This is a genomic window from Caldicellulosiruptoraceae bacterium PP1 (assembly GCA_041320695.1).
GTDB lineage: Bacteria > Bacillota > Thermoanaerobacteria > Caldicellulosiruptorales > Caldicellulosiruptoraceae > JBGGOQ01.
Map to the genome: position 1 here is coordinate 92544 of JBGGOQ010000004.1, position 26016 is coordinate 118559.

14 protein-coding genes are annotated in these 26016 nt (G+C 28.4%); all 14 read left to right on the plus strand.

Translation table 11 applies throughout. The annotated features are described in order from the left end of the window. Nucleotides 1–790 precede the first annotated feature (790 nt). The 14 genes from pulA (at nt 791) to ACAG39_07785 (ending at nt 26009) form a co-directional block, all read left to right on the plus strand. Nucleotides 791–4201, plus strand: a complete 3411-nt coding sequence (pulA, locus tag ACAG39_07720) for a type I pullulanase (GenBank protein ID MEZ0537128.1) — start codon at nt 791–793, stop codon at nt 4199–4201. A 65-nt stretch (nt 4202–4266) separates the two neighbouring features. Beyond that, nucleotides 4267–7539 (plus strand): S-layer homology domain-containing protein, encoded by a 3273-nt coding sequence (locus ACAG39_07725; protein ID MEZ0537129.1) that lies wholly within the window; start codon nt 4267–4269, stop codon nt 7537–7539. A gap of 77 nt (nt 7540–7616) precedes the next feature. Beyond that, nucleotides 7617–9551: a hypothetical protein gene (locus tag ACAG39_07730; protein MEZ0537130.1), complete on the plus strand. Its 1935-nt coding sequence runs from the start codon at nt 7617–7619 to the stop codon at nt 9549–9551. Beyond that, nucleotides 9551–11476, plus strand: coding sequence for a hypothetical protein (locus tag ACAG39_07735; protein MEZ0537131.1), 1926 nt, complete (start codon nt 9551–9553; stop codon nt 11474–11476). The genes ACAG39_07730 and ACAG39_07735 overlap by 1 nt, the downstream gene beginning before the upstream one ends. Before the next feature lie 40 nt (nt 11477–11516). Continuing rightward, nucleotides 11517–11720, plus strand: a complete 204-nt coding sequence (locus tag ACAG39_07740) for a response regulator transcription factor (GenBank protein MEZ0537132.1) — start codon at nt 11517–11519, stop codon at nt 11718–11720. Between the two features lie 134 nt (nt 11721–11854). After that, the gene (locus tag ACAG39_07745) at nt 11855–13273 is read left to right on the plus strand and encodes an alpha-amylase domain-containing protein (protein ID MEZ0537133.1); all 1419 of its coding nucleotides are present in this window, start codon (nt 11855–11857) and stop codon (nt 13271–13273) included. 85 nt (nt 13274–13358) lie between these two features. Beyond that, complete coding sequence (locus ACAG39_07750) at nt 13359–14471, plus strand: hypothetical protein (GenBank protein MEZ0537134.1); 1113 nt, start codon at nt 13359–13361, stop codon at nt 14469–14471. A 76-nt stretch (nt 14472–14547) separates the two neighbouring features. Continuing rightward, entirely contained in the window at nt 14548–18018 is a 3471-nt protein-coding gene (locus ACAG39_07755; protein ID MEZ0537135.1) for an S-layer homology domain-containing protein, read from the plus strand. Between the two features lie 342 nt (nt 18019–18360). Beyond that, nucleotides 18361–20337, plus strand: coding sequence for an efflux RND transporter periplasmic adaptor subunit (locus ACAG39_07760; GenBank protein ID MEZ0537136.1), 1977 nt, complete (start codon nt 18361–18363; stop codon nt 20335–20337). A gap of 19 nt (nt 20338–20356) precedes the next feature. Beyond that, entirely contained in the window at nt 20357–21040 is a 684-nt protein-coding gene (locus ACAG39_07765; GenBank protein ID MEZ0537137.1) for an ABC transporter ATP-binding protein, read from the plus strand. Beyond that, nucleotides 21037–22212 carry an ABC transporter permease gene (locus tag ACAG39_07770; GenBank protein MEZ0537138.1) on the plus strand — a complete coding sequence of 392 codons (1176 nt, stop codon included), beginning with the start codon at nt 21037–21039 and terminating at the stop codon, nt 22210–22212. The genes ACAG39_07765 and ACAG39_07770 overlap by 4 nt, the downstream gene beginning before the upstream one ends. Nucleotides 22213–22243: 31 nt before the next feature. Continuing rightward, nucleotides 22244–25384, plus strand: a complete 3141-nt coding sequence (locus ACAG39_07775; protein ID MEZ0537139.1) for an S-layer homology domain-containing protein — start codon at nt 22244–22246, stop codon at nt 25382–25384. A gap of 87 nt (nt 25385–25471) precedes the next feature. Continuing rightward, complete coding sequence (locus ACAG39_07780; protein MEZ0537140.1) at nt 25472–25741, plus strand: DUF4160 domain-containing protein; 270 nt, start codon at nt 25472–25474, stop codon at nt 25739–25741. A gap of 13 nt (nt 25742–25754) precedes the next feature. Continuing rightward, nucleotides 25755–26009: a DUF2442 domain-containing protein gene (locus tag ACAG39_07785; protein ID MEZ0537141.1), complete on the plus strand. Its 255-nt coding sequence runs from the start codon at nt 25755–25757 to the stop codon at nt 26007–26009. Nucleotides 26010–26016: the final 7 nt, after the last annotated feature.

Genomic DNA, 26016 nt, shown 5'->3' on the forward strand with positions numbered 1-26016 from the left:
ATAGTAAGGGTAGGTAATTTAATCAAATGCCTACCCTAACTAATTTTAAAGTTAATAATTGAATTGTGAATGTATTTATTAACTTGAATCAAAAATTGAACATGACAAAACAGACCAACTAAGCAGTTGGTTGAAAAAATTAGAATAAAGGCAATCATTTTCTACAGAAGTGGTGGATTCTATTCCTAAATCTATCAATATATTCAAATCATAAAGCATTTCTTATTAACTTTAATTTTATTATTAAAACCTTCAATACAACCATTGTGTAAAGGATATAAAATTAATTAATAATTTCTATAAACCAACTATTAAAAGTATCAACACAAGAATGATAATAATAACAGATAATCTAATAGTTATTATCAAATGCCTTCTTATAAGTTTTTTTAATTATATTTTATCAAGGTAGGCATTTGAATAAAGTGCATTTTTTTATTTCAAAAATAAATATTGGAATTACCATTCCAATATATAGAGTCTGATTCTAATCAATCATTTCAAATAAATAATTTAATACCGAATGATAGTATCATTCGCATAGTAATTTCAAATTACATAACCATATTGTATCAACATTTCAATAGTTTCATTTTCAATATTATCAGTTTAATAAACTTCAGAAGCAACATCAATGCAAAATGCAACCGAATGCATTATTGATGATATTACTAAGCAAATATATTTAATTAATAATATATAAAAATAAATATACTCTTGAAATATATTTGTTAATATTTTATAATTATTATCAACAAACGATTGCATTAATAAAAGGAGGTATTTAAAATTGAAAACAAATTTCAACAGTAGGAGAATTTTAGCAACATTTCTTCTAATCATTTTTGCATTAACTCTTGTACCAATAGCTTCTTTAGCAGACGACAACAAAACCACACTTATAATACACTACTATAGGTACAATGAAGACTACCAAGGTTGGAACTTATGGATATGGCCTACAAAACCAAATTCAGCTGAAGGAAATGCATATGCATTTACACAAAAAGACGACTTTGGTATGGTAGCAAAGGTTGAACTACCAGGAACTGTTACCGAAGCAGGTATTATTGTTAGAAAAGGGAATTGGGAAGCAAAGGATGTAGGTGTTGATCGATTTATAAAAAACATTAATGGAACAAAAGAAGTTTGGCTCATAGAAAGTGAACAACCAATTTATGAAACACAGCCTCAAAAAACACCAAAGCAGACTGCATATTTGGATGGACTAAACACCATAGTTGTAAAATTAGCAAAAAAGGCTGATATATCCCAAAAAGATGCTTTACAAGGTTTTAGCATAAAGGCTTTTTATGATGATATTAAAATAAAAAAGGTAGAACCGGTTTTACCTAAAGTTACAAAGAATGTTAAACCAGAAGATGTTGGTTATGAGTTAATTGATGGCGGTTCAAAGGTTCGATTCATTCTAAAACCAAATTCTGGTGATTTTAAATTTACTGATACTTCAGGAAAGCTTGAAGTCTATTTATCTGGGACAATGAATGACTGGGGCGGCACATCATCATCAGAAGGCAAATATAAGCCCTTACCTAATTGGAAACTTACATGGAATAGCGAAAAAGGTTACTATGAACTTATTAAGGATTTTGGTAAAGACGGGATAAACTTTGGTGCTAAATTTAAGTTTACCTCATGGGATGGGAATGAAGCAACTTGGTACCCTGGCGGTATGGGCAATGATAAAGTACTTCAGGAATTATATACAGGTAATGAAAAAATAACAAAGGTAGATCAGTTTAAAATAACAACAGAAGATGAACTTGAACCACAAGTTCCATATACAGTATCAAAAAATGGATTTAAATCAACTATTGCTATACCAAGAAACATTTTGGACAATCAAAAATACTTCTACAATGGTAATGACCTTGGTTCAACATATTCACAAAATAGCACCAGTTTTAGATTGTGGGCACCTACAGCAATCAATGTTATATTAAGGCTTTATGATGATTATAAAACTAATAAATATAAAGAATATGAAATGCAGCAGTCTAAAAACGGTACATGGTTTTATAAAATACCTGGAAACCTAAAAGGAAAATATTATCAGTATGAAGTATGGCTGGCATCAAACTCCCTAACAGATGACACAATTAGAAAAAATGTTGTTCCAGACCCGTACTCAAAAGCTACATCAGCAAATAGCGAAAGAACATTAATATTTGATCCAAAAGATACAAATCCAGTTGGCTGGGAAAATGATTCTTTTGTTAAAACACCTAATCAAGAAGATGCTATAATTTATGAGACACATGTCAGAGATTTTACAATTGATGCAACAAGTGGTATAAGACCTGAATTTAGAGGTAAATATCTTGGATTTACTCAAGAAAATACAAAAGGACCTAATGGGGTAAAAACAGGTATTAGTCACTTAAAAGAGTTAGGGATTACTCATGTTCATTTACTACCAACATATGATTTTGCGACAGTTGATGAAAATAAAGTTAATAGTGGTTACAATTGGGGTTATGATCCTGTTTTATATCAAAATGTTGAAGGCTCATACGCAACAAATCCTAATGGTATTGCAAGAATTAAAGAATATAAACAAATGGTAATGGCACTCCATAAAAATGGTATTGGTATTATACAAGATGTTGTTTTTAACCATACAGCCCAGATTGGAGAAGCATCTAAGTTTTCAATATTTGATAAAATTGTACCAGGTTATTTCTATAGACTTGATAAAGACGGAAATTATTCAAATGGTTCAGGTATTGGAAATGAAGTTGCAAGCGAAAAACCAATGGTTAGAAAGTTTATAATTGATACACTAAAATATCTAACAAGTGAATATCATATTGATGGTTACAGATTTGATTTGATGGCGGCAATTGATAGAATTACTATGGCACAATCACAAAAAGAAGTAAGGGAAATAAATCCATCAGCAATTTTCTATGGTGAAGGCTGGCTAGGAGGAGCATCAGCATTATCTCCTGAACTGAGAATGGAAATAGGCTCAAAAAATCAAGCAGGGCTTCATATAGCTTTCTTCAATGACAGAATTAGAGAGGCAATAAGAGGTAATCTAGATAATGAATCCAAAGGATTTATGCAAGGTAATTATCAAAATAGACCGCAAGATTTAAAAAATGGAATTAAAGGTGCAATAGATGAGTTTGCAACTGATCCAGACGAAACAATAAATTATGTATCGGCACATGATAATTTGACTCTCTGGGATAAACTTCAACTTAGTGCTAAAAATGAAAGTGATGAAGTAAAAGACAAAATGGGTAGGCTTGCAAATGCAATTGTTCTCACCACGCAAGGTATACCATTCTTACATGGTGGAGTTGAGTTTAACAGAACAAAATATATGAACAATAATTCATATAATGCTGGGGATAAAATTAATAAGTATGATTGGAATCTAAAGGTAAAATGGTTTGATACATTTAAATACTATCAAGGACTTATTGAACTTAGAAAAGCTCATAGTGCATTTAGATTAACAACAGCAGAGGATATAAATAAATACTTGAAGTTTATACAAACACCATCTGGAACTGTTGGGTATGAATTAAGCTATCCAAATGATACTTGGAATCACATTATTGTTGTTTATAATGCGACAAAACAGGTAAAAGAGATTAATCTTCCTGAAGGCAATTGGGTTGTAGTTGGCAATGGTGATGAAGTTGGAACAACACCAATTAAAAAATTAGCAAATTATGTTTCATCTAAAGCATTTGTTGCACCAATTAGTACATTTATAGCATATAAAGCTGATAAATTTCCAGATGGATACAAATTAGATAAAGATACAAAGCCAGTCTCATTAGCTACAGCATCAGGAGATAATCAAGTTAAAGTATACGGTCAAGGTGATGTTACAGTTGAAATTAATGTAACAGTACCACAAGGAACAGATGATGATATTATTTATATAGCAGGCTCATTTGCAAAAATTGACATGAGCGATTGGAATCCAGGTGATGCAGACAATGCTTTAGAATTAATAAAGGTATCACAAGGTAATTACAAAGTTATCATTAAAGCAAATGATGGAGATGTTTTTGAATATAAATATACTAGAGGTTCATGGGCAACAGTTGAAAAAGGAGCAAATAAAGAAGAAATTAATAATAGAAAAATAGTTGTTAAAGCAGATCAAAATAAAAAGATGGTAATTGATGACAAAATTGCAAACTGGGCTGATAAATAAGAACTTTGGGGAATGTTTAATTAACATTCCCAAACTTAAAAAAGTAAAAAGGAGGAAAGAATACTATGAAAAAATTATCTTTAAGAAAATTTATAGCTTTTTTCACCTTGCTTATCTTTACAATATCAATTTTCAATTTTAGCTTTTTTGAAAAAGCAAAGGCTCAAGATACTGTAAAAATAGTAGGTAACTGGGCTGATGCTGGTTCATGGAACTTTAATAATTCTACAATAGTGTTAAATGAATCTATAACACCTGGACTTTATTATGGTGAATATACATTCACTACTGCAGGGACATATGAGTTCAAAGCAATGATAAATGGAAGTACATGGTGTACAGGTGCACCTAAGGTTGGTGGTGATAATACAAATATACCTATTACAGTAAGCAATAATCAGACAGTTAAATTCTGGTTTTTTAAAAATTCACAATTAGTAATAGATAGTATCCATTTTCCTAATGGACCAGCAGATTTTACAGGGACACATGCAATCAAGTTTGTTGGATTAAATAATGAGTGGAATCCTGATGATGGTAAGTATCAGTTTTCACCTGTCTTAAATGCTGCATATACTTATATTTTTGATAATACTAATAATGATAATACTGGTAATGAATTTAAAATAGTAGTTGGTGGGTTTGGTAATCTTTCTTGGGCGTGGAATGCTTCAGGAGATAATGGTGTAATCAATTTCAAAGATGGTGGAGGAAACGTTAATATACCAGCATTAAAAGAAAACGGTAATCTTTTAAAAACTAAATTTTATTTGGACTTGTTACATGGCTGGTTATTTACAGATAAAGATTTAGAAGTTGTACCAACTAATTTCACTAATAATGGAACTGTCTTTAATGGAGCTAATTTGCAAATATCAGCACCATTTAACACTCCAAATGCAAATCAGATAACTAAGACAATTGAATATGAAGTTTTGGATAATCAAGGTAATATTTTAGTTAATAGAACTGCATATACTGGAGGTATTTTAGTAGATAATAGCTGGATTGATAAAAATATTGTTGTTAACATAATAACAACAATTGGAAGCATCCAAAAAGTTACAACATATAATCTTACAGTGAAAAATATACCCACAGATATATTAGTGCAGGCTTTAGATAACTGTATCTATTCAACAGATGTAAATAGCCTTGTTACTTTTGCAAATGGTGAAAGTAAGGATTCTGTAAGAAACAATTTTACAGTTGTTACAAATCAGGTATATAGTTTTATTTATGATGGTCAAAATATAAATCTAAATATTTCACTCAATTGGCAGTCAAATAATACAAATGTTATTAATATAAATGGTTCAAATGCAAGTGTAACCAGACCAGATAATGATACAACAGTAACGCTAAACGTTTATGCACAATATGGTCAAATTCTATCAACAAATTCAAAAAATATTGATATAAATGTTATAAAGAAATCAAATATACTTGGCGTTGAAGGCGGCATTCCAGTTACCTTTAAAGTAACACTTCCCCAAAATACACCACTTAATTCTGATGTTTATATAGCAGGAGATTTTGGAACAAATAAACTTCCTACTTGGAATCCAAGTGGTATTAAGCTAAACAATATAGGTGATTATACAAGAGAGATAACATTATATTTAACATCTGGGACAACAATTCAGTACAAGTATACAAGAGGAGACTGGGGCAAGGTTGAAAAAAGTTCTACTGGTGCTGAAATTGCAAATAGGACATTAAAAGTTGGTAATTCAGCAACCACTCAAAATGATACAATAGCTTCTTTTGCAGACTTAGGGCCAACATCACCTTCAGTAACATTTGTAAAACCTAACCCTGTAACAGTTTTATTAAATGGACAGAAGAGCATTGTATATGGAGATATAGTTAAGTTATTTCCATCAGAAAAAGAAAATAAAATCACAATAGATACAACCACAGTGTCAAAGATTGATAATGATAAAAGTAATAAAGTTGTAGTATTTAATAAGATTTCTGAGAATCAAACACCAGCAGTAACAATTGAAAAAAAAGCTATTGAATTACTTAATAATAAAGATGTAAAACAACTTGAATTACAAATTGGTAAAACAACTGTTACAATAGATACTTATAAGTTACAGTCTGATAAAGACATTAGTATGTCCTTAAATTATGATGCAAATTTAAAAAATTTAGAGTCAAAATATATTCTAAAAGGATTAGATGTAAAGGTAACTAAAAAGCTCAATATTGATATTCGTGCTGATAATCAAACAATTGACCTAAATGGCATATATATATCTACGGATATACCCTCAGATGCTATAGATAATGTTGTTTACTATTTAGATAATGGTAATTTAATACCAGTTAAAGATTTTATCAAACAAGAAAATAAAATTATTTTTAGAGCAAATAAAAGTGGCCAGTATGTGATAGCTAAAATTCAAAAACAGTTTAACGACTATGATATTGACTCAAACCAAGAAGACATATTTACATTAATCCAACTTGGTATTATAACAGGTGATGCTCAAAATAACATAAATCTTGATTCTAACATAAAAAGAAGTGAATTAGCAGCTTTAATAGCTCGTGCATATAATCTATCACCTATAACCTTCCAAGGGTATTTTAAAGATGTAGAACCAAATGCTTGGTACAGAGGATATGTTGAAGCACTTAAAAATGCAAGTATTCTTGACGGATACAATGGGAATTTTAAACCTAATGACAATATAACAAAAGAACAACTAGCAAAGATTATTGTTCAAATGGCTAAACACCTAAATATTGATTTGGATAAAAGTGATGCAACAATAAATGACATTGACAAAGTATCAAATTGGGCAAAAGAGTATGTCAAATTAGCAGTTTCTGAAGGGTTAATTAAGCTTTCTGATAATAACATCAATCCTACATCTTATGCAACAAGATATGAGGTATTTAATGCAATATATAATTTATTGCAGAAAAAGAATTCTACTTTAGAAAGCTATATAGGTAGTGATGTAAAACTTGTTCCAGGTGATCCAACAGGTATACCAGTCGAATTTATTGTTAAAGTTCCACAAAATACTCCTGATAATGAAAAAATTATTATAGCAGGAACATTTGCAAATTTAGGTTATACCGATTGGAATCCAGGAGATAGCGAATTAGCTTTAACAAAAATAGATAATCAAACATATTCGATTACTATTTATATGAAGGAAGGAACTCAAATTCAATATAAATATGTTCGTGGAGATTGGTCTAAAGTTGAAAAAGATAAAAATGGTAATGAAATATCAAATAGAGTTATTACTGTGAAAAATGATGGAAGCGGAAAGATGACCATCAATGATGAAGTTCAAAAATGGGCTGATAAATAAAGTGCAACTTAAATATCAATAAAGGATTGGGGGATTTTTCTCCCAATCCTTAACTATTATATATGGAGAGATGATATATGTTTACAAAAAAAGTATTAAAAATATTTAAATCCTATTCTAATATGAAAAGAATGAAATTAATTATTATAGCATTATTATCTATAATTGCCTTAATATTAACTACAGGTAGTATAGTGTTATCAAATAATATTGTTACGAATTCCCAAATAAATGCAGCAAGGAATGTTAAAAATTCTTTATCTAAGGAACTTGAGTACTATTTTGCCTTGATTCCAATCCAAGCAGATTCATTTACAAATAGCAACAACATAAAAAATTTTTTTATTAATTATAATATACTTGATGATTTTGACAAATATTCTATTGAAAATTCAATACAAACGTATATAAATTCAATTGCTGAAACATCAAAGATAATAACTTCACTAGCATATATACCCCAAAATAAAAACATAACTGTTCAAACAAGAGGATTATGCCCCTACAACAATGATATTATTAAAGAAAAAAGAGATATTGTTGATAAAATAGAAACTGATGGCTGGGGAATAATGCCTATTGGAATTGAAAAAGAGCTTGATGTTCCAAAGGAACAATTAGGTACCAATTTATCATATTTTAAAAAAATAAAGGATAAGACAAAAAATGGAAATGATACTTTGCTCATAATAAACATATCTTATGACAAAATTGCAGAATATTTAAATAATAAAAATAACAATAAAAATATTGCATTAGTATTTAATAATAAAATAATTTATAAGGGAGAGAAAATAAAAGATATTAAGCAAAAATTGATTAGTAATAGCGAAAGTTATAGATATGAAGGAAACAAGTTTATTTATACCTCAATGCTCACTAATTTACCTATATCATTGTACTTTGAAACTAACATAGTTAGTAATAAAATACAATACATACCATTTATATTTTCGCTAATAATTTTGATAATTTTATATAAATTTATAGATAAACTAATAAATAATATTTTGGGAGAAATAAATTTAATAAACAAACACATATGTAATGAGGAAATAAATAAAAATAAAATTGTTTATTTAAATGATATGTTATCATCTGCAGATTCATTGTCTAAAATCAAAGAAGAAACAGAATCAAAAAATAAGGAAATTACATTATCAATAAAGGAAGCAATTAATAACACCCAATTAGCAGTGAACAATATTATGCAATCAATACAACAAATACAAAATAACCTAAGAGATAGTTTATCACAGTGGTTATCTTTCAGAAGAAGTTATTTTGCATTGGATACAAACATTAATTATCTAAATGAAATGAAATATCAGTTTAATAAAAATATAAATAATAACAACCAACGAATTATAGATGATATGATAAAAACAAAAGATGAAACTCAAAATATATTAGAAAAACTTGAAGATATTCAACATCGACAAAAATTTATCAATAAACAGTATTTATATCTTAATGAATCATTGAACGGGATAAAAGACCTTAAAAAAATACGTAGTGATATATTTCCAACTATTGAACAGTTAGATTTAATTTCAATTAATACAATTATTAAAACAGCTAAAGATGAGTCAAATACAACACTAAACATAATAAGCTATAGTATTGTCGAAAACACAAAAATAATTAAACAAAATATTGAGGCTATAAACTTAACGATAGATAAATTAATAGAAAATATCAAGGATGATACGTCAGAGAATTACAATGAAGAGAAAGAAAACATATATTATGATTATAATTCCTCAATATCAGCTATTCAATTAAAGTCGAAAATGGTTGATACACTTTCAAATCAAGTAGGCGAAATATGCAGTAGTATTACTAATATATATAGAGATAATGCCCATGTAATAGATGAAGTTATTCAAAAACAAAATTTACTTATACAACTTAATGAAGATTATAAAAAGCTATTAGCCAATATGCAAATAACTGCTGAACAAATGCTTGATAAATTAAATTACATTGAAAAATATTGGAGTGAAAAGTAATGAAAAGAATAAATATTGAAAAAAATAAAATAACTTCTGATATTTTTAAATTGCTTGTAATAATGTTTTCTATATTAATATTATTAACAGTAATTATAAATTACACTATTCGTAAATCAAATATTAAGAAAGAAATTGAATTAAATTTAAACAATTCAATAAAAAATCAAACTAAAATAATAGAAAGTAAACTTATTAGTTACACTGATGTCTTAAATTCATTTACATTAAACAGAGATCTAATAAATTATATTTTTTTAAGTAAAAGTGAAAGATATAAAACCGAGAATAAAGCATTATCCAACTTATTAGAAGAAAATCTTAAGAATACAGCAAAACAAGTGAGTGGTTTGGTTTATATGCTTTCAAGAAATGGTGAGGAATTTTTGTTTAGCAGTAGCAATAAGTTAGTTTTTAATAAAGACACTATTTCTAAATTAAAGTTAATTGGCGAAATTGAAGGAGATATGCCAGTATCAGTATATTTACTTAACAAAAACATAGTTTTATCTTCTGATATATTAAATATAGTTTCATTGACAAAAGTTGGTAAAATATATTTATTAATTGATACAGATAAATACATTTATCAAAGTAATATAATTAAAAATCAATATAGGTTATCAGGTATTGAGATATCAGCAAAAAATAATTTACTATATAACAGCAAATTTAAAGGAAAAGGCTATATTATTAAAGAGGATATGTTTTTAAATAATATGTTTTCTGTAAAATACTATATTTCTAAAGCAGAAGTATATAAAAAAGAATATTTATTAATATATCTTTATATCTTTATTACTATAATTTCATTATTGTTTATAATAATTACTGCTTATCAAACAGGTATATTTTTCAATAATAGACTTAAAAACTTAAATAACATTATTAATTTGGTAAAAAATAAAGATTTGCAAGTAAAACCAATTGTTGATGACAAAGAAGACGAAGTTATAAAAAATTTATATAATTCTTTTTATAAAATTATTTTGGAATTAAAAAATCAAATTAAATCATTATATGAAATATCAATATCTAAAGAATTTAAAATAAGTAGCATCAATGAATTTATAGTTGAAAACAATAAATACCAATTAATGTTACAAAATCTAATTGAAGCAACTGTTGAAAATGCTGAAAAAAATAAAAATAATAATCTTGAAATAGTGGAGCTATTAAATAATTATAGTATTAAATCAAATGATATAGAGAATATGGTTGATGAACAAATATTAATTATGGAAGAATTAAATAGTTTTATCACTAGAATGGAATTAAATATTAAAAATAAATTAGATTCATTTAGTAATTTTAATAAAATTATTGATACAATCCTTTTAATAAGCGTTTATGCAAAAAAAGAAATAATGAAATTAATAAAATTATTTAACAAATTAACTGATAATATTAATACTCTTAAATTTATAAGTGTTTCAATTAAAATAGAATTAGAAAATAGCAAAATGAAAGAACAATTAAGTACATTGACAGCAATAGGTAGTTTTGCTGAAACAATAAATAACAAATTGATAGAATACAATAAATTAACAAATAATTTATATCAAAATATATATGAGTTAGATAAAGACATTGAAGATATTAAAAAACAATCATATACAGAGATAAAATTTTTAAATAACACATTATATAAACTTAAAGAGATTATGGTTGACATTAGTAATATATCTGAAATATCTAAAAATATTAACCAACAAATAAAAGATTATTTAGATAAATTAGAGTTGCTTAAAAATAAGTTTTTAGAAGGTGTAAGATTTTCTGACAGAATAAAAAAAGAAGTAGATGATATTGCTAATAAGTCAGAGCAGATAAAAGAAGGAATAACAATAATAGGCAACAATGCAAGTATAATGAATAATCATATCGCTAATATAAACAATTATATTAGTTCTTTTAAATTATAAATTAAAATTGTTCATGTAATTGTTAAGGAGGGCAGGAAGTATGAGTTACCAAATTTTGACCGATAGAGAAAGAGAGATTGTAAAATTAATAGCTGAAGGCAATACTAATAAACAAATTGCATTTTTTTTAAAAATAAGTGAGCATACTGTTAAAACACACATAAAAAATATTATGCTTAAAACAAAATCAGAAAACAGAAGTCAAATAACAAGTTACTATTATAAAAATATGAATGCTGAATAATTCAATTATACAAAAATAGTATTACGAAAAAAGAGTGATTTTAAAAAAAAATAAAAATGTTACCATAATAATTATAAGAATTTTTAAATATTTTATTTAAATAATACAAATATCTTGCAAGAGGAGGAACTTAAATGAAAGGCTTAAGGAAAAATATTGCATTTGTTGTTTTGGTAGTATTTTTATTAGCTACCATTGCTAATGCTGGTGTCATGATGCAAGGATTTTATTGGGATGTTCCGGCAGGCGGGAATTGGTGGAATACAGTTGCTTCAAAAGCATCAGAACTAAAAAGTATGGCAGGGGGATATGGTATAAATAGAATTTGGTTTCCACCTGCTTCTAAAGGGCAAGGAGGAGGCTACTCTATGGGGTATGATCCTCATGACTACTACGATTTAGGACAATATTATCAAGATGGAACAACTGAAACAAGATTTGGCTCTCAATCAGAACTAAAATCAGCTATTTCAGCTTACAAAAATTTAGGAGTATCTGTAACAGCAGATATTGTGCTTAATCATCGTTCTGGTGGTGCAAGTGAGTATAACCCTAAATTAGGCTACAACACCTGGACAAATTTTACAAATACAGCCAGTGGTAAAGCACAATGGAATTGGGATTCTTTTCACCCTAATGATTACTGCCAAGCTGATGAAGGAACTTTTGCTGGTTTCCCTGATGTTTGTTATTCAGCAGGTTCAGCATACAATGATATGAAAACATGGATGAGCTGGCTTAAAAATTCAACAAATGCTGGATTTGATAGCTGGAGATACGATTATGTAAAAGGATTTGGGCCATGGGTTGTAAAAGATTTTAATGCAGCTACAAGCCCAACATTTAGTGTTGGAGAATATTGGGATTCAAATACTTCTACATTAGATTGGTGGACAAGTCAAAGTGGTGCTTCAGCATTTGATTTTGCTCTTTATTATACGTTAAAGGACATTTGTAATAACACAAGTGGTGGTGGATATTTACCAAATGTTTTTGATTATTCAAAAAGTTATGCCGCAAAAAATCCTTTTAAAGCAGTTACTTTTGTGGCAAACCATGATACTGATGAAATTGTAAGTGACAAAATGATGGCTTATGCATTTATACTAACTTACCAAGGATATCCAACTATATTTTGGAAAGACTATTATGATTATGGACTTGCAACAGGTGGTGGAGCTGCACCTACACAATGGGGCAATGGAATTAAGCAACTTGTTTGGGTAAGAGAAAAATTAGGTGGTGGTAGTCCAAACATTGAAATACTTAAAAGCAATGATGGAGATGTAATTATTTATGGTAGTAAAGGTTATTCAACATCTAGTCCTGGTTACATTGTTGTAATAAATGATAACCCAACGTCATGGAAAGGTGCTTGGGTACAGACAGCAAATAGCTACCTTAAGAATAAAACACTTAAAGCATATGCTTTTTCTTCAACTGTTAGTGGTCAAAATTATCAACCACAGAGTAAATATTGTGATAGCAATGGTTGGGTTGAAGTTTGGGCACCTCCTAGAGGATATGCTGTATATTCAGTTGATGGATTATAATATAAATATATAAAGGCAGTAAGGGAATCCTTACTGCCATTTAAATAATTCAATTCTTTTAGAATAGAAGGAGAATAAAATATAGATGAAAAAAAGAATAATTATTTTATTTTTAACTTTTCTTATAATTTTTATATTTATTTTATTACAATTAAATTATATTAATATAAAATATAATAAAGAAGGAATACAGGTAAATAAAGAAATAATTACATATATACCTAATGTTAAAAATGATAAATACTTAACATTAAATGGAAATAAATTAATAGTAAATAATCGAGGAGTTCAGCTGATTGCAAGTTTAAAAGCACAACCACAGATTATGCAAAAGCCAGGATTGATATTAGATTTAATAATTACAAATTATAATAATTTTTCTATTCAAATTGATTTGTTAAATATAAAGATTGGTAAGGAAAACAATGGAACATATATCACCTTTTATCCATCAATAAATAAATCACCAATAGTTAATATAAACCCAAAACAAAGTGTACGAGAGCAATTATTGTATTTTCCTATTAATAATGAGCTACAAAATATTACACATGCATATTTAGGAGACCTTTTAAAAACGTATATACTTGACATTAAAAATTTAAGGATTAATAGCTTAGTGATTACTAACAGAGATATAAAATTTACTGCTAATAAAGAACAGTATGAAGAGTATATAAAAAAATATTCAAAAAATAACAAATTTGTTGATTATCAATATAAACTTGATAATAAACTTTTAGATACCTTAAAAACATTAGGGTATAAAATATATTCAGATATAACAGGTCTTACTATTATGAATAAAGAAGGTGTTGTTCTAAATATAAATCTTTTTAAGGATAATGATAAGACATACTTAAAATTAAAGATACTAAATAAAGCTGGATTTTATGAGCAAGATGAAAAAGAATTTAAAGTGATTGATTTAATAATAAACATTAAAAAAATAATACTGTTTGATGATAAAAATAGATATATTTGTGCTAATAACTTCAACCAATTAAAAGCAAATAATACTAAAAATATTATTAATAAAGATACCTATATATTATATGGTTCGGAGAAATTTGAATGGATTTTAGAGTATCCATATATTAATAAAGCTCAAATTTATTTGGATTTAAGAGGAATTACTTTTAAACAGGGTGGTGGCTCATTTTTATCAATCCCTTTAGAATTTGTTCTACAAAAATAAAGTATCTGTAACTTTAACATAAAAAATGCTACAATATTATTAACAGAATTTGAAGTAGGAGGATACAATAAGTTCAATGGGGAGAAGAATAATAAGCACGTTTATTGCCTTAAATTTTATTTTGATTGTACTACTTACAAATATAAATGTAGCATTCTCACAAACACCTCAAGATACTATCAATAATGCCGCACAGATACTAAAAACTAAAGGGGTATTATCGGGTGATTCGAAAGGGAATCTTAATTTGGACAAGCCACTAAAAAGGTCAGAGATTTCAAAGATAATGGTAGCTGTTTTGGGTAAATCTTCATTAGCTGATACTTTGAAAAATACAGGTAAATCATCATTCAAGGATATAAAATCTACACATTGGGCGTTGGGATACATTGAGGCAGCAAAGATGTTAAACATTATTAACGGATTTACTGATGGCACTTTTAAGCCAGAAGACTATCTAAAAACTGAGCAGCTTGTTTCAATAATTGTTAGGGCTTTAGGATATAAAGATAGTGACTTAATTGGAAAATGGCCATTAAACTACATAAACAAAGGTTATGATTTGGGGTTATACAAAGGTATTGAAGAAACAATTGATGTTGGAGCAAATGTTACTCGTGGACAAACTGCAGCAATGATTTATAATGCCTTTTATGCAAAGGAATATGAGGACGAAAATCCAATATCAATTCAAAACCCAAGCTCTACTGAAGTAGTTATAAAGTTTGATAAAGATGTTAAAGGACTAGATAAATCTAATTTTACTATTGACAATAATTTAACAGTATTTGATGCAAATTATCAAGATAACAATAAATCTATTGTTGTTCTTAAAACGAGTGAACAAACTGCAAACATTGTATATAAATTAAGCTATAAAGGAAAGCAAACCAAACTTACATTTATAGGCAAAGAATCTCCTTTCGATATATATGGTTCAATAAGTTCAGATAGTTTAAAAAGAATAAATGTAAGTTTTACAAAGCCGATAAACAAAACATCAATTGATTCTGATTCAGTAAAGATTTTTATAAATGACAATGAAGATATAACTTGTAAGAGGGCTTTATCACAAGATGGTAAAATGCTTACACTTGTATTAACAAATAAGGCAAATCAGAGTGATAATATAAAGATAATGCTTAATAATATAAAAAGTACTGATGGCAAGACATTAACAACGCAAAGAACATTTACTCTTATGGATACAGTTCAGCCAAAGGTTATTGAGGTTAAGGTTATAAACAGCAAAAAGCTAAGGATATATTTTAATGAGCCAATGCAAGTAAACACAAATGGATATTATAAGATATCAGATAGGAACAATATTTCTGCTGAGATAAAGATAGATTCACAATATGTTTATTCAAAGATTACTTCAGTTGATGAAGAAAACGCTATTGACATTGAGAATTATTCTGTTCTAGCTGATGGGTCTCATACTCTTGAGATTACAGAGGCTAAAGACTATGCAAATTATAGAATGATAGATTATAAAACTACAATTACTACTGTTTTAGACAAAAATCCACCAAAAGCTATTGGCACAGAAATAGTCTCTAATAATAAGGTAAGGATAACATTTGATGAGGAAATAAACTCAATAAATGGAATCCCGGAGGGAGAATTTGAAATTCTGCAAGCAGGCGATAATACAAACTTAGCAACCAATGCTACAAAGGCACTTTACAATGAAAAAACAATAGAAGTTACATTTGTTCAAGGAAATAAATTTGATGTTCGTTCTATTGCAGGTGTTGATATAAAATATAGAAATGTTAGGGATCTAATTGGTAACATTAATACAAACTGGCAGGTAATAAGTACAAAAGCTCAAGATGATACAACAAAGCCTCAAGTTAAATACGTTGAGGTTCTCGAAGGAAATACTTTAAAAGTTGTATTCTCAAAAGCTGTTGATGCAAAAGATAAGAATTTATTATTTAAGCTATATAAAGAGGATGCTTTAAACGTTGTTGAAAATGCAGCTAAAAGTATAGTTAGTATTGATGGTAATTATCCATCTGATACTTACCTTGTTGAATTTGATTCACTTTCAAATATTAATTCAGGTAGATTTGTATTAAAAATTTCAGGGCTGAAAGATACCTCAATTAGGGAAAACATTATAGATGATTATCAAACGGTTATTGTAGCAAAGGATTCACAACCACCATTAATTGTTGGAGCTATTTCAAAATATGATAGCCAATCAGATAGTGACAGAATAGAGGTTGTTTTTTCAGAGCCTATGGATACTACACTGCTTCAAAGCCTAAGTAGTTATTTCGTAGGTAATGGAAGTGCAACAGTTCCACTATCAACAGTTAAGGGAGCAAAAGTAGAAACAATATCTGCTAATCAACAAAAGATAGTGTTACTTGTTCCAAAAGCAGATGATACAACACCAAATAAATGGAGCCAAACAGGAGGTATTGTGGATAAGATTGCTGCTCCCACCCTTAAAGATAAGGCTGGTAATATTTTAGCAAATGCTACAATTAGTACACCATATACAATTACAGCTAATTATCAAACAATGACACCAGCAGATATAGAGGTAAAAGCTATTGACAAAAATACAATTATAATAAAAGCATTAAATGGAAAAGCATTCAGCCAAGTTAATCCAAATGGAATAATGTTCAGAAATGCATATGCTAATACTGAATTGAACAATAATGCTGATAATGATAAAATAGTCAACCTTAATATCTCATATGCAGAATTAAGCCAAGATAAAACACAGATTACTTTAAAAACAATAAATTCTTTAACATCTGACGCAAAAGCTGACTCAAATGATAGTGGAGTTGACCCTGAACCACTTAAATTTTATTTGCTCGAGGGTGCTTTAAAGGATCAGTTTGAACAAAATATAAGTATTCCTCCAACATTAGATGTTAATTTCTATCCATCAATAAGGTTATTAGATGGAATAAGTGCAAATCAAAAAGATATTTCAGTAGGTACTGATGCAAGCTCTGACACAATTATAATCTCATTTGATGAAAATGTAACACTTATTGATGGTATAACAAATACAGTTCTTGCAGCAGGTATAGATATTAAAGATGGCAACTTAACCTTGATTCCTGAGCTTGACTACACTGCATATATCCAAAATGGTAACATATTTATTAAGGTAATTAAACCCAACGTTGTTGATAAAACTCTAACAATTGAAATAAAGCGTCCTGACTTAATTGTTGACAGTAGCGGGAATCCAGTTATTCCTTCAAAAGCTACACAAGTAGCTCATGTTACAGAAAGAATAAAACCAGTAGCAAATGCAGAATTTTATTCAAATGATTTAAAGAAAGTAAAGATAACATTTAGTGAACCAATGGATGCGAATACACTGATAAAAAATAATTTTTCATGTGTTGCTGGTGGCAACATTGTGAACTTTGTAAAATCATCAGATAATAGATGGGTTGAGATTACGTTTACCAATAATTTGAATGCAGGAGCAGTTATACTTTTAAATCAAAATATTAAAGATTTAGCTGGTAATTCAATTTCAAATACAAGCATTACAAAGTAAGCATAAATTCTCAAAAACCAAAATATAGGGACGGCTCTAATGGTTTCAATATTGAGCCGTCCCATAATTTTTTTATTAATACTCAATTTCAATAGATTTATGATTTATATATTTTTTTAGTTTATCTGGAGAGGCTATATCGAATAATAATGGTATTTCATCAACAAAAGTTGTATAACAATACATTGTAATTAACATAATAATTTAATATAGTATTATTCCTTAAAATATATATGATTATTAAAATTATTAACAAATTATTCAAAAAGAATTTACAAACTATTTATATAATTAATTTATAATGAAACAAGAATATAACAATATATTGGAGGGTAAGCATAAATGAGTGAGATAACAAGTACTAAAAAGATTAAATCTGTCAAATCTCCATTTCTAAAAAGGAAATTCATATTCATTATTTTAGCCGTAGTAATTATCATAGCAGCTATTTTTACTGTAAATTATTATTTAAAGTCTAAAGCTACAAAACAAACATCAACTCAAACTCAAAGAACTGCACAAGCTTTCAAAGGAAGTATAAAGGTATCAGTTTCTGGTTCAGGTCCAATAAAATCAAATCAGACAGTGGATATTACATCAACAGTAAGCTCAACAGTTACAAATGTTTTTAAGAAAGATGGGGATAGAGTAAAAAAAGGTGATGTTATTGTTGAACTTGAAAGTTCTTCACAACAAGATAAAATTGATTCAATTCAATCTCAGATTGATGACCTTGAGTCAACTCAACAGGATATCCTTGACAGTATAAAGGACCTTAACATATTAGCCCCAATATCTGGATACATAACAAATGTTAACTTAAATGTCGGCGACAAAGTAACAAAAGGTATGAATGTGTTCACAATTATTGATGAATCCTCTTTAAAAACTACTCTTCAATTTAGCTCAACTGCATTTGGGAAAATAAAAGTAGGGCAAAAAGCAATTGTTAATATTCCAAGTGTTTCACAATCAATTGATGGACATATATCATATATAGGAAATAGAACATATACTACTGACAATGGCGGTGAGGTTTTTGACGTTGAAATAACTGTTAAAAATCCAGGTGCATTAAAAGAAGGAATGAATGCAAACGCTGAAGTTAATGTAAATCAAAAGACATTCACAAGTATTAGTGATGGCACTCTTGAATATGTAAACAAACAGATAGTAAAGGCAAAAACTGATGGTGATGTTATCGCCCTTAATGCAAGAAACAATCAATTTGTAAATAAAGGGTCATTAATTATAAAGCTTTCTAATGATGACTTAGAAAAGCAAAGAAAACAAAATCAATCTAAGATAGATGACCTTTTAAATCAAAAGAAAGAAGCTATGGATGGATTAAAAGAATATAAAATTACTGCACCTTTTGATGGGGTAGTTACAAATATATCTGTAAAGAATGGAGATGATATAAAGCCATCTCAAACAATATGCACTATATTTGATGATAAGAACTTAGTTTTTGATGTTGATATAGATGAACTTGATATAGAGAAGATAAAAATAGGGCAAGAGGTTAATGTTACATTAGATGCAATATCCTCTACTCAAGAAAATCCTTTAAAAGGTGTTGTAAAAGCAATTGCAATAGAAGGTAATACACAAAATGGTGTAACAACCTATCCTGTTACAATTTCTATTAATGATAATAATAATATAAAGATAGGTATGAATGCAAATGCTGAAATAATAGTTAATGAAAAACAAGATGCTTTGCTTATCCCAATTGAAGCAATAAGAAAAATGGGTAATAGATATTTTGTATTTGTAAAATCAAATAATTCAGGCAGCCAAAATTCATCAGATTCAAACTTTTCCTCATGGCAAGGAAATGGAAATTTCCAAAGAAGATCTTGGTCAAATAATAATGATAATAACCAAAATTCAAATTCATCAAATAACGATTCTAACACAAATAATAGAGGAACAAGTGGGCAATGGTCAAGTAATTCACAATATAGTAGTTCAGCAAATAGTTCAAGTAATAGAACAAATAGAAGACAGTTGTTATCAAGTTTAGGTGATTATTATAAAGGTGCTGTATTAAGGCCTATAGAGGTTGGAATAAATAATGACCAGTATATTGAAGTAATAAGTGGATTAAATGAAGGAGATGTTGTAATATTACCACCTCTTGCTACCAACTCAACAACACAGACAACTCAGCAAGGTATGGGGTTTGGTATAATGGGTGGATTTGGCGGTGGAAATCCTTCTGGCGAATTTAGAAGACAATCATCTGGCTATAACTTTGGAGGCTCTAATACAAGAAATAACTCATCAAATCAATCATCAAGTGGTAATAGGTAAAGGAATGGAAGTGAGGGAAATGATTGAGCTTTATGATATATACAAAATTTATAGAATGGGTAATAACGAGGTTAGGGCATTAAATGGTGTGACACTGAAAATTCAGAAGCATGAGTTTGCTGCAATTATTGGCCCATCAGGCTCTGGCAAATCTACACTTATGAATATTTTAGGTTGTCTTGACACACCAACCTCTGGTAAATATATCCTTGATGGCGAAGAGGTAAGTAAATTAAGTGATACAAAGCTTGCTGATATTAGAGTAAATAAAATAGGATTTGTATTTCAAAGTTTCAACCTAATACAAAAATTGACAGCAATAGAAAATGTAGAATTACCACTTATATATAAAGGTGTTCATTCAAAAGAAAGGCATTTAAGGGCTAGAGAAGCTTTAAAAATGGTGGGTTTAGAAGATAGAATCCATCATAAACCATTTGAACTATCAGGGGGACAACAGCAAAGGGTTGCTATTGCGAGAGCACTTGTTACAAATCCACCTATGATTTTAGCTGATGAGCCAACAGGCAATCTTGACTCAAAATCAGGGAAAGAGATTATGGCAATTTTAAAAGAGCTTCATGCAAATGGAAACACTATTGTATTAATAACACATGATAATAATATTGCCGACCAAGCAAACAGAAAGATAAGAATTCAAGATGGGCAAATAATCGAAGACAAGGAGGTGCTTACAGTTTGATAAGATTTTTATTAGCTTACAAAATGGCAATAAAAAGTATACTTACAAATAAAGTTCGTTCATTTTTAACAATGCTTGGTGTTGTAATTGGTGTTGCAGCAGTTATTGCTGCTGTCGGGCTTGCTCAAGGAAGTACAAAGAGTGTAACAGATAGGATAGAAAGCCTTGGAACAAATCTAATTCAAATAACTATCACAGGACGTAATAGTAATAGAAATGTAACCTATGATCAGTTAGTTCAGTTTGCTCAAAAACATCAAGATGATATACAAGCTATAGCACCTCAAGTTTCAGGTAGTGTTACTGTAAAATATGGGACCAAAACTCGAGATACATCATTAATTGGAACAACAGAAGACTACAGTACAATAAGAGATGTAAATGTAACTTCTGGTAGATTTATATTACCTATAGATGTTGATTTTAGGCAAAAAGTGGCATTAGTTGGAACGGCTGTTGTAAATGATATATTTGAAGGGCAAAATCCAATAGGCAAAAAGATGAAGATTAATGGCAATGTATTTACAGTAGTTGGTGTTTTACAGGAAAGAGCAAATGGCCAAGATCAATCTGATGATGATCAAGTAATAATTCCTGTTACAGTAGCACAAAGAATTACTCGAAACGCAACAATTAGAAATTTTGCATTAAAAGTCACAGACGGTAATAAGAGTGAAACGGTTATGAACTATTTAAATGATTTCTTACAGTCAATATACAATGATACAACCTCTTTTAGAGTATTCAACTCTGCACAACTATTATCAACATTAAATAGTGTTACCAGCACACTTATGATTATATTGGGTGGAATTGCAACAATTTCACTAATTGTTGGTGGTATAGGCATTATGAACATAATGCTTGTTTCAGTAACTGAAAGAACAAAAGAGATAGGAATTAGAAAGGCTATAGGTGCAAAACGTAGGGATATCTTAATTCAATTTTTAATTGAAGCAATTGTAGTAACTGGTATTGGAGGACTCATTGGTATTATTATTGCCTTTGTTTCTATAAAAGCTATGACAAGATTTAATATAACTGCAATATTCTCTATTCCATGGGCAGTTATTGCTTTTACAATATCATTAGCCATAGGAGTAATATTTGGACTTTTCCCAGCAGCAAAGGCATCAAGATTAAATCCAATAGAGGCCTTAAGATATGAATAAATGAGAAATACTTAAAACAGGAGGGGAAAATATGGGTAAAAAGTTATATATAACAATTATATTGCTGATTTTATTAAGTTTAAGTTCTATTTCTGCATTTTCTCAATATTCAGATATTCCATCTAATGCTTCATACAAAAGCTCTGTAGAAAAACTAACAATGTTAGGAATTTTTCAGAATCAATCTAAATTTATGCCAAATTCATTAGTTACAAGAGAAGATTTTGCAAGGATGATTATTCTAATTTCTAATTTGTCAGAACAGGCAAAGCTTTATGAAGATTCATCTGTATTTCCTGACGTAACAGCAAATAATAAATTGATTGGATACATAAACCTTGCAATCAAAAAAGGTTATATGACAGGTTTGTCTGATAAAAAGTTCCATCCAAAAGACAGTGTAACATATGCTCAAGTTTGTACCGCAGTAGTAAGGATGTTAGGATACAATGATTCAGATTTATCAGGAACATGGCCAAGAAATTATATAGACAAGGCACTTGATCTTGGTTTAACAAAAGGAATTATATATAAAGCTAACGAAAAAGTTCCTAAATGGGCTATTGCAGTAATATTAAGTAGGCTTTTAGATACAAATGTTAAGTCAAACAATCAAAATAATGTTACTTTCAACAACTCTGTTGGGCTTTATAAAGAAGTTGTTATTTTATCAACATCAGATACAAATAATAAACTTGCAAAAAATGAAGTTCAAACCGATGTAGGAATTCTTAACAATAATGTAAACTTCAAATTCACAGTCGGACAAAAATATATGGTAAATATTGAAGACAATGATATTAACAAGGTATATGGCAGTATAAATAAAATTAGCCAATATACCATTCAAAGCTATAATTTAACAACAATATTTTATGAAGCTAATAAAAAGATAAATTCTTTCACTTTACCAATAAATGCAGCGTATTATTACAATGGTAATAAAATTACTTATGATAATTTGAACACTATATTAAAGCCTTATCAGCAAATAATTTTAGGCTATAAGACTAATAATCAAGGATATGACTATGTACTTATTAAAGACCCATTAGATGAAAGCTATGGTTCATATACTGAATGCATTATTTTAGATGATAGTAAAACATCAAATAAATTAGAACAAAATCAAGTGCTTACAGACAAAGGGATATTCTATATAGGGAAGCAAACGAAAAATATAGAGGTTGGATATAAATACGGATTATATATTAAAGATGATACAATTACAGCAGTATTTAAGAAGCTAAATACTGTATATAGGGTTGATGTAGATAAGGTTTCTGATAATACAATCACATATTTAGACAATGGCAAAGAAAAAAGTATAATACTCCCTCAAAAAGCCATATACTTTTACAATGGGACAAAACAGTCATATGATAATTTAAAGAATATTTTAAAACCGAGTCAAAGATTATATTTGGCATATAATGCTGATAAATCAAGCTATGAATATATTTCTATAAAAGATTTATATGATGAAAGCTATGGGACATATACAGAGTGTATTATTCTTGATAGTAGCAATAATAACAATAAGTTAGAAAAAGGGCAAGTGCTCACAGACAAAGGTATATATACATTAACAGATACAAAAACTAAAATAGATATTGGATCAAAATACGCATTATTTATAAAAGATGACAAAATTACTTTGGTTTATAAAAAGTTAAATAATTCAAAAAGCTTTAATATTACTGATGTAGATGATTACACTGTAACTATTTCAGAAAATAATAATGAGCAAACTCTACTATTACCACAAAAAACAACATATTTCTATAACGGTACAAAGCAAAACTATGAGAATTTAAAAAATATACTAAAACCAAGCCAACTAATATATCTTGCAACAAATAGTGATAATACAGGCTATGAATATGCAATTATAAAGGATTTGTATGATGAAGAAAACTATGGAACATATACAGAATGTGTTATCTTAGATGACAGCACAACAACTGATAAATTACAGAAAAATCAGGTATTGACTGATAAAGGGATATTCTATAAACCTAATAAAATTAATAATTTGGAAATAGGTTATAGATATGCATTATTTATAAAGGATAATTCAATTACATTAGTATACAAAAAGTTAAACACTATATTTAAAGGTACCATAACAGATTTTTCTGATAATATGGTTACTGTTGAAAAAGGTGGAGCAAATGTTAAAATTAATTTACCACAGAAGGCAACATACTATTATAATGGTGCAAAACAAGACTATAACTCATTACAAAGTATATTAACACCAAATCAAGATATATATTTTGGATATAACAAAAATGAATATGATTATATACTAATAAAAGATAAATATAGCTCAACCTTAGGTAAATATACCGAATGTGTAATATTAGACAATGATAAGACCACAGATAAGATATTAGAAAATCAAGTTGTTACAGATAAAGGTATATATAATGTTGCTAAAAATGTAGGTAAGTTAGATATTGGCATAAAATATGGTGTATATATTAAGGATGATACAATAACAAGTATTTATAAACCACTAAATGTAATAAATCCAGTTACAATTTCATATATACATGGAAATACAATTTCTATTGCAGTAGGTAATAACGAATCCAAAGAAATTAATCTGCCTAAAAAAACAACATATTATTATGATGGTGCAAAGATAAACTACTCAGACGTTATACCAAAACTTCAAAAAAATTCTACAATAATTTTTGGGTATAACAAAACAAATTCAGATTATGAATATGCAGTTATTTATGATCCAATATATAGCAAACCACAAATGGCAGATACTGCTTCATGTATAACATTTAAAGCCGGAGATATTGATTTTAGTGATGCTTCAACAATAATTAGAAATGGTAACTACATTGATAAAACTGCTGTTGCAGGGAATGATGTGGTATATGAAGTCAAAGACATTTTTGGCAACAATAGATTTATATTGGTTGTTCAAAACAGTATAGTAGCTTATATAAAGGATTATAAGCCAAATAGGATTGCACCAACATCAATAGTTGTTCAGGTTTATAACTCAGTTACAAGAAAATTCGAAGATACAACATATGAAATTAGTAAAGACTTTGATGTATCAATGCTAAAATCAAGTGAATATAATGTAGGGAATTATGTATACCTCTACTTTGGTTATGATGGGAAGGTAGTTTTTATTAAGTATTAAATTTCATAGATAGTATAAATAATTAATAGATTAAAAACTAAAAATAATATATAATAAAATTAGATATCTAAATTATGGTGACTTATCTTGGCTATATTATCAATGTTTTATGGTATAATTATATCAATGTATTATATGGATAATAAAAAACACATGGTTCCACATATACATGTAACATATCAAGGTATAGAGGCAGTAGTTTCAATACCCGATGGCAATTTATTAGAAGGCAGTATAAAACCCAACAAGATGAAATTAGTTCAAGCATGGATTGAAATACATCAAGATGAACTTATGGCAAATTGGGAATTAGCTATTAAAGGTGAGAATGTTTACAAAATTGAACCTTTAAGGTAGAGGAGGATATAATGTGTATCCAAGAGTTTCAGATGTTATTCCAAACAAAGATTATACACTTACAATAACCTTTACAAATGGTGAAATGGGTATTTTTGACATGAAACCATATTTAGAAATTGGAATATTTAAAGAATTAAAAGATTGGAATTTATTCAAAACTGTTAAACCGTTTTTGGGCTCAGTACAATGGAAAAATGAACAAGATCTTTGTCCAGATACCTTATATATTGAAAGTATTAAAATCAAAAATAAATCGGTTAGTTAAAAAGTTG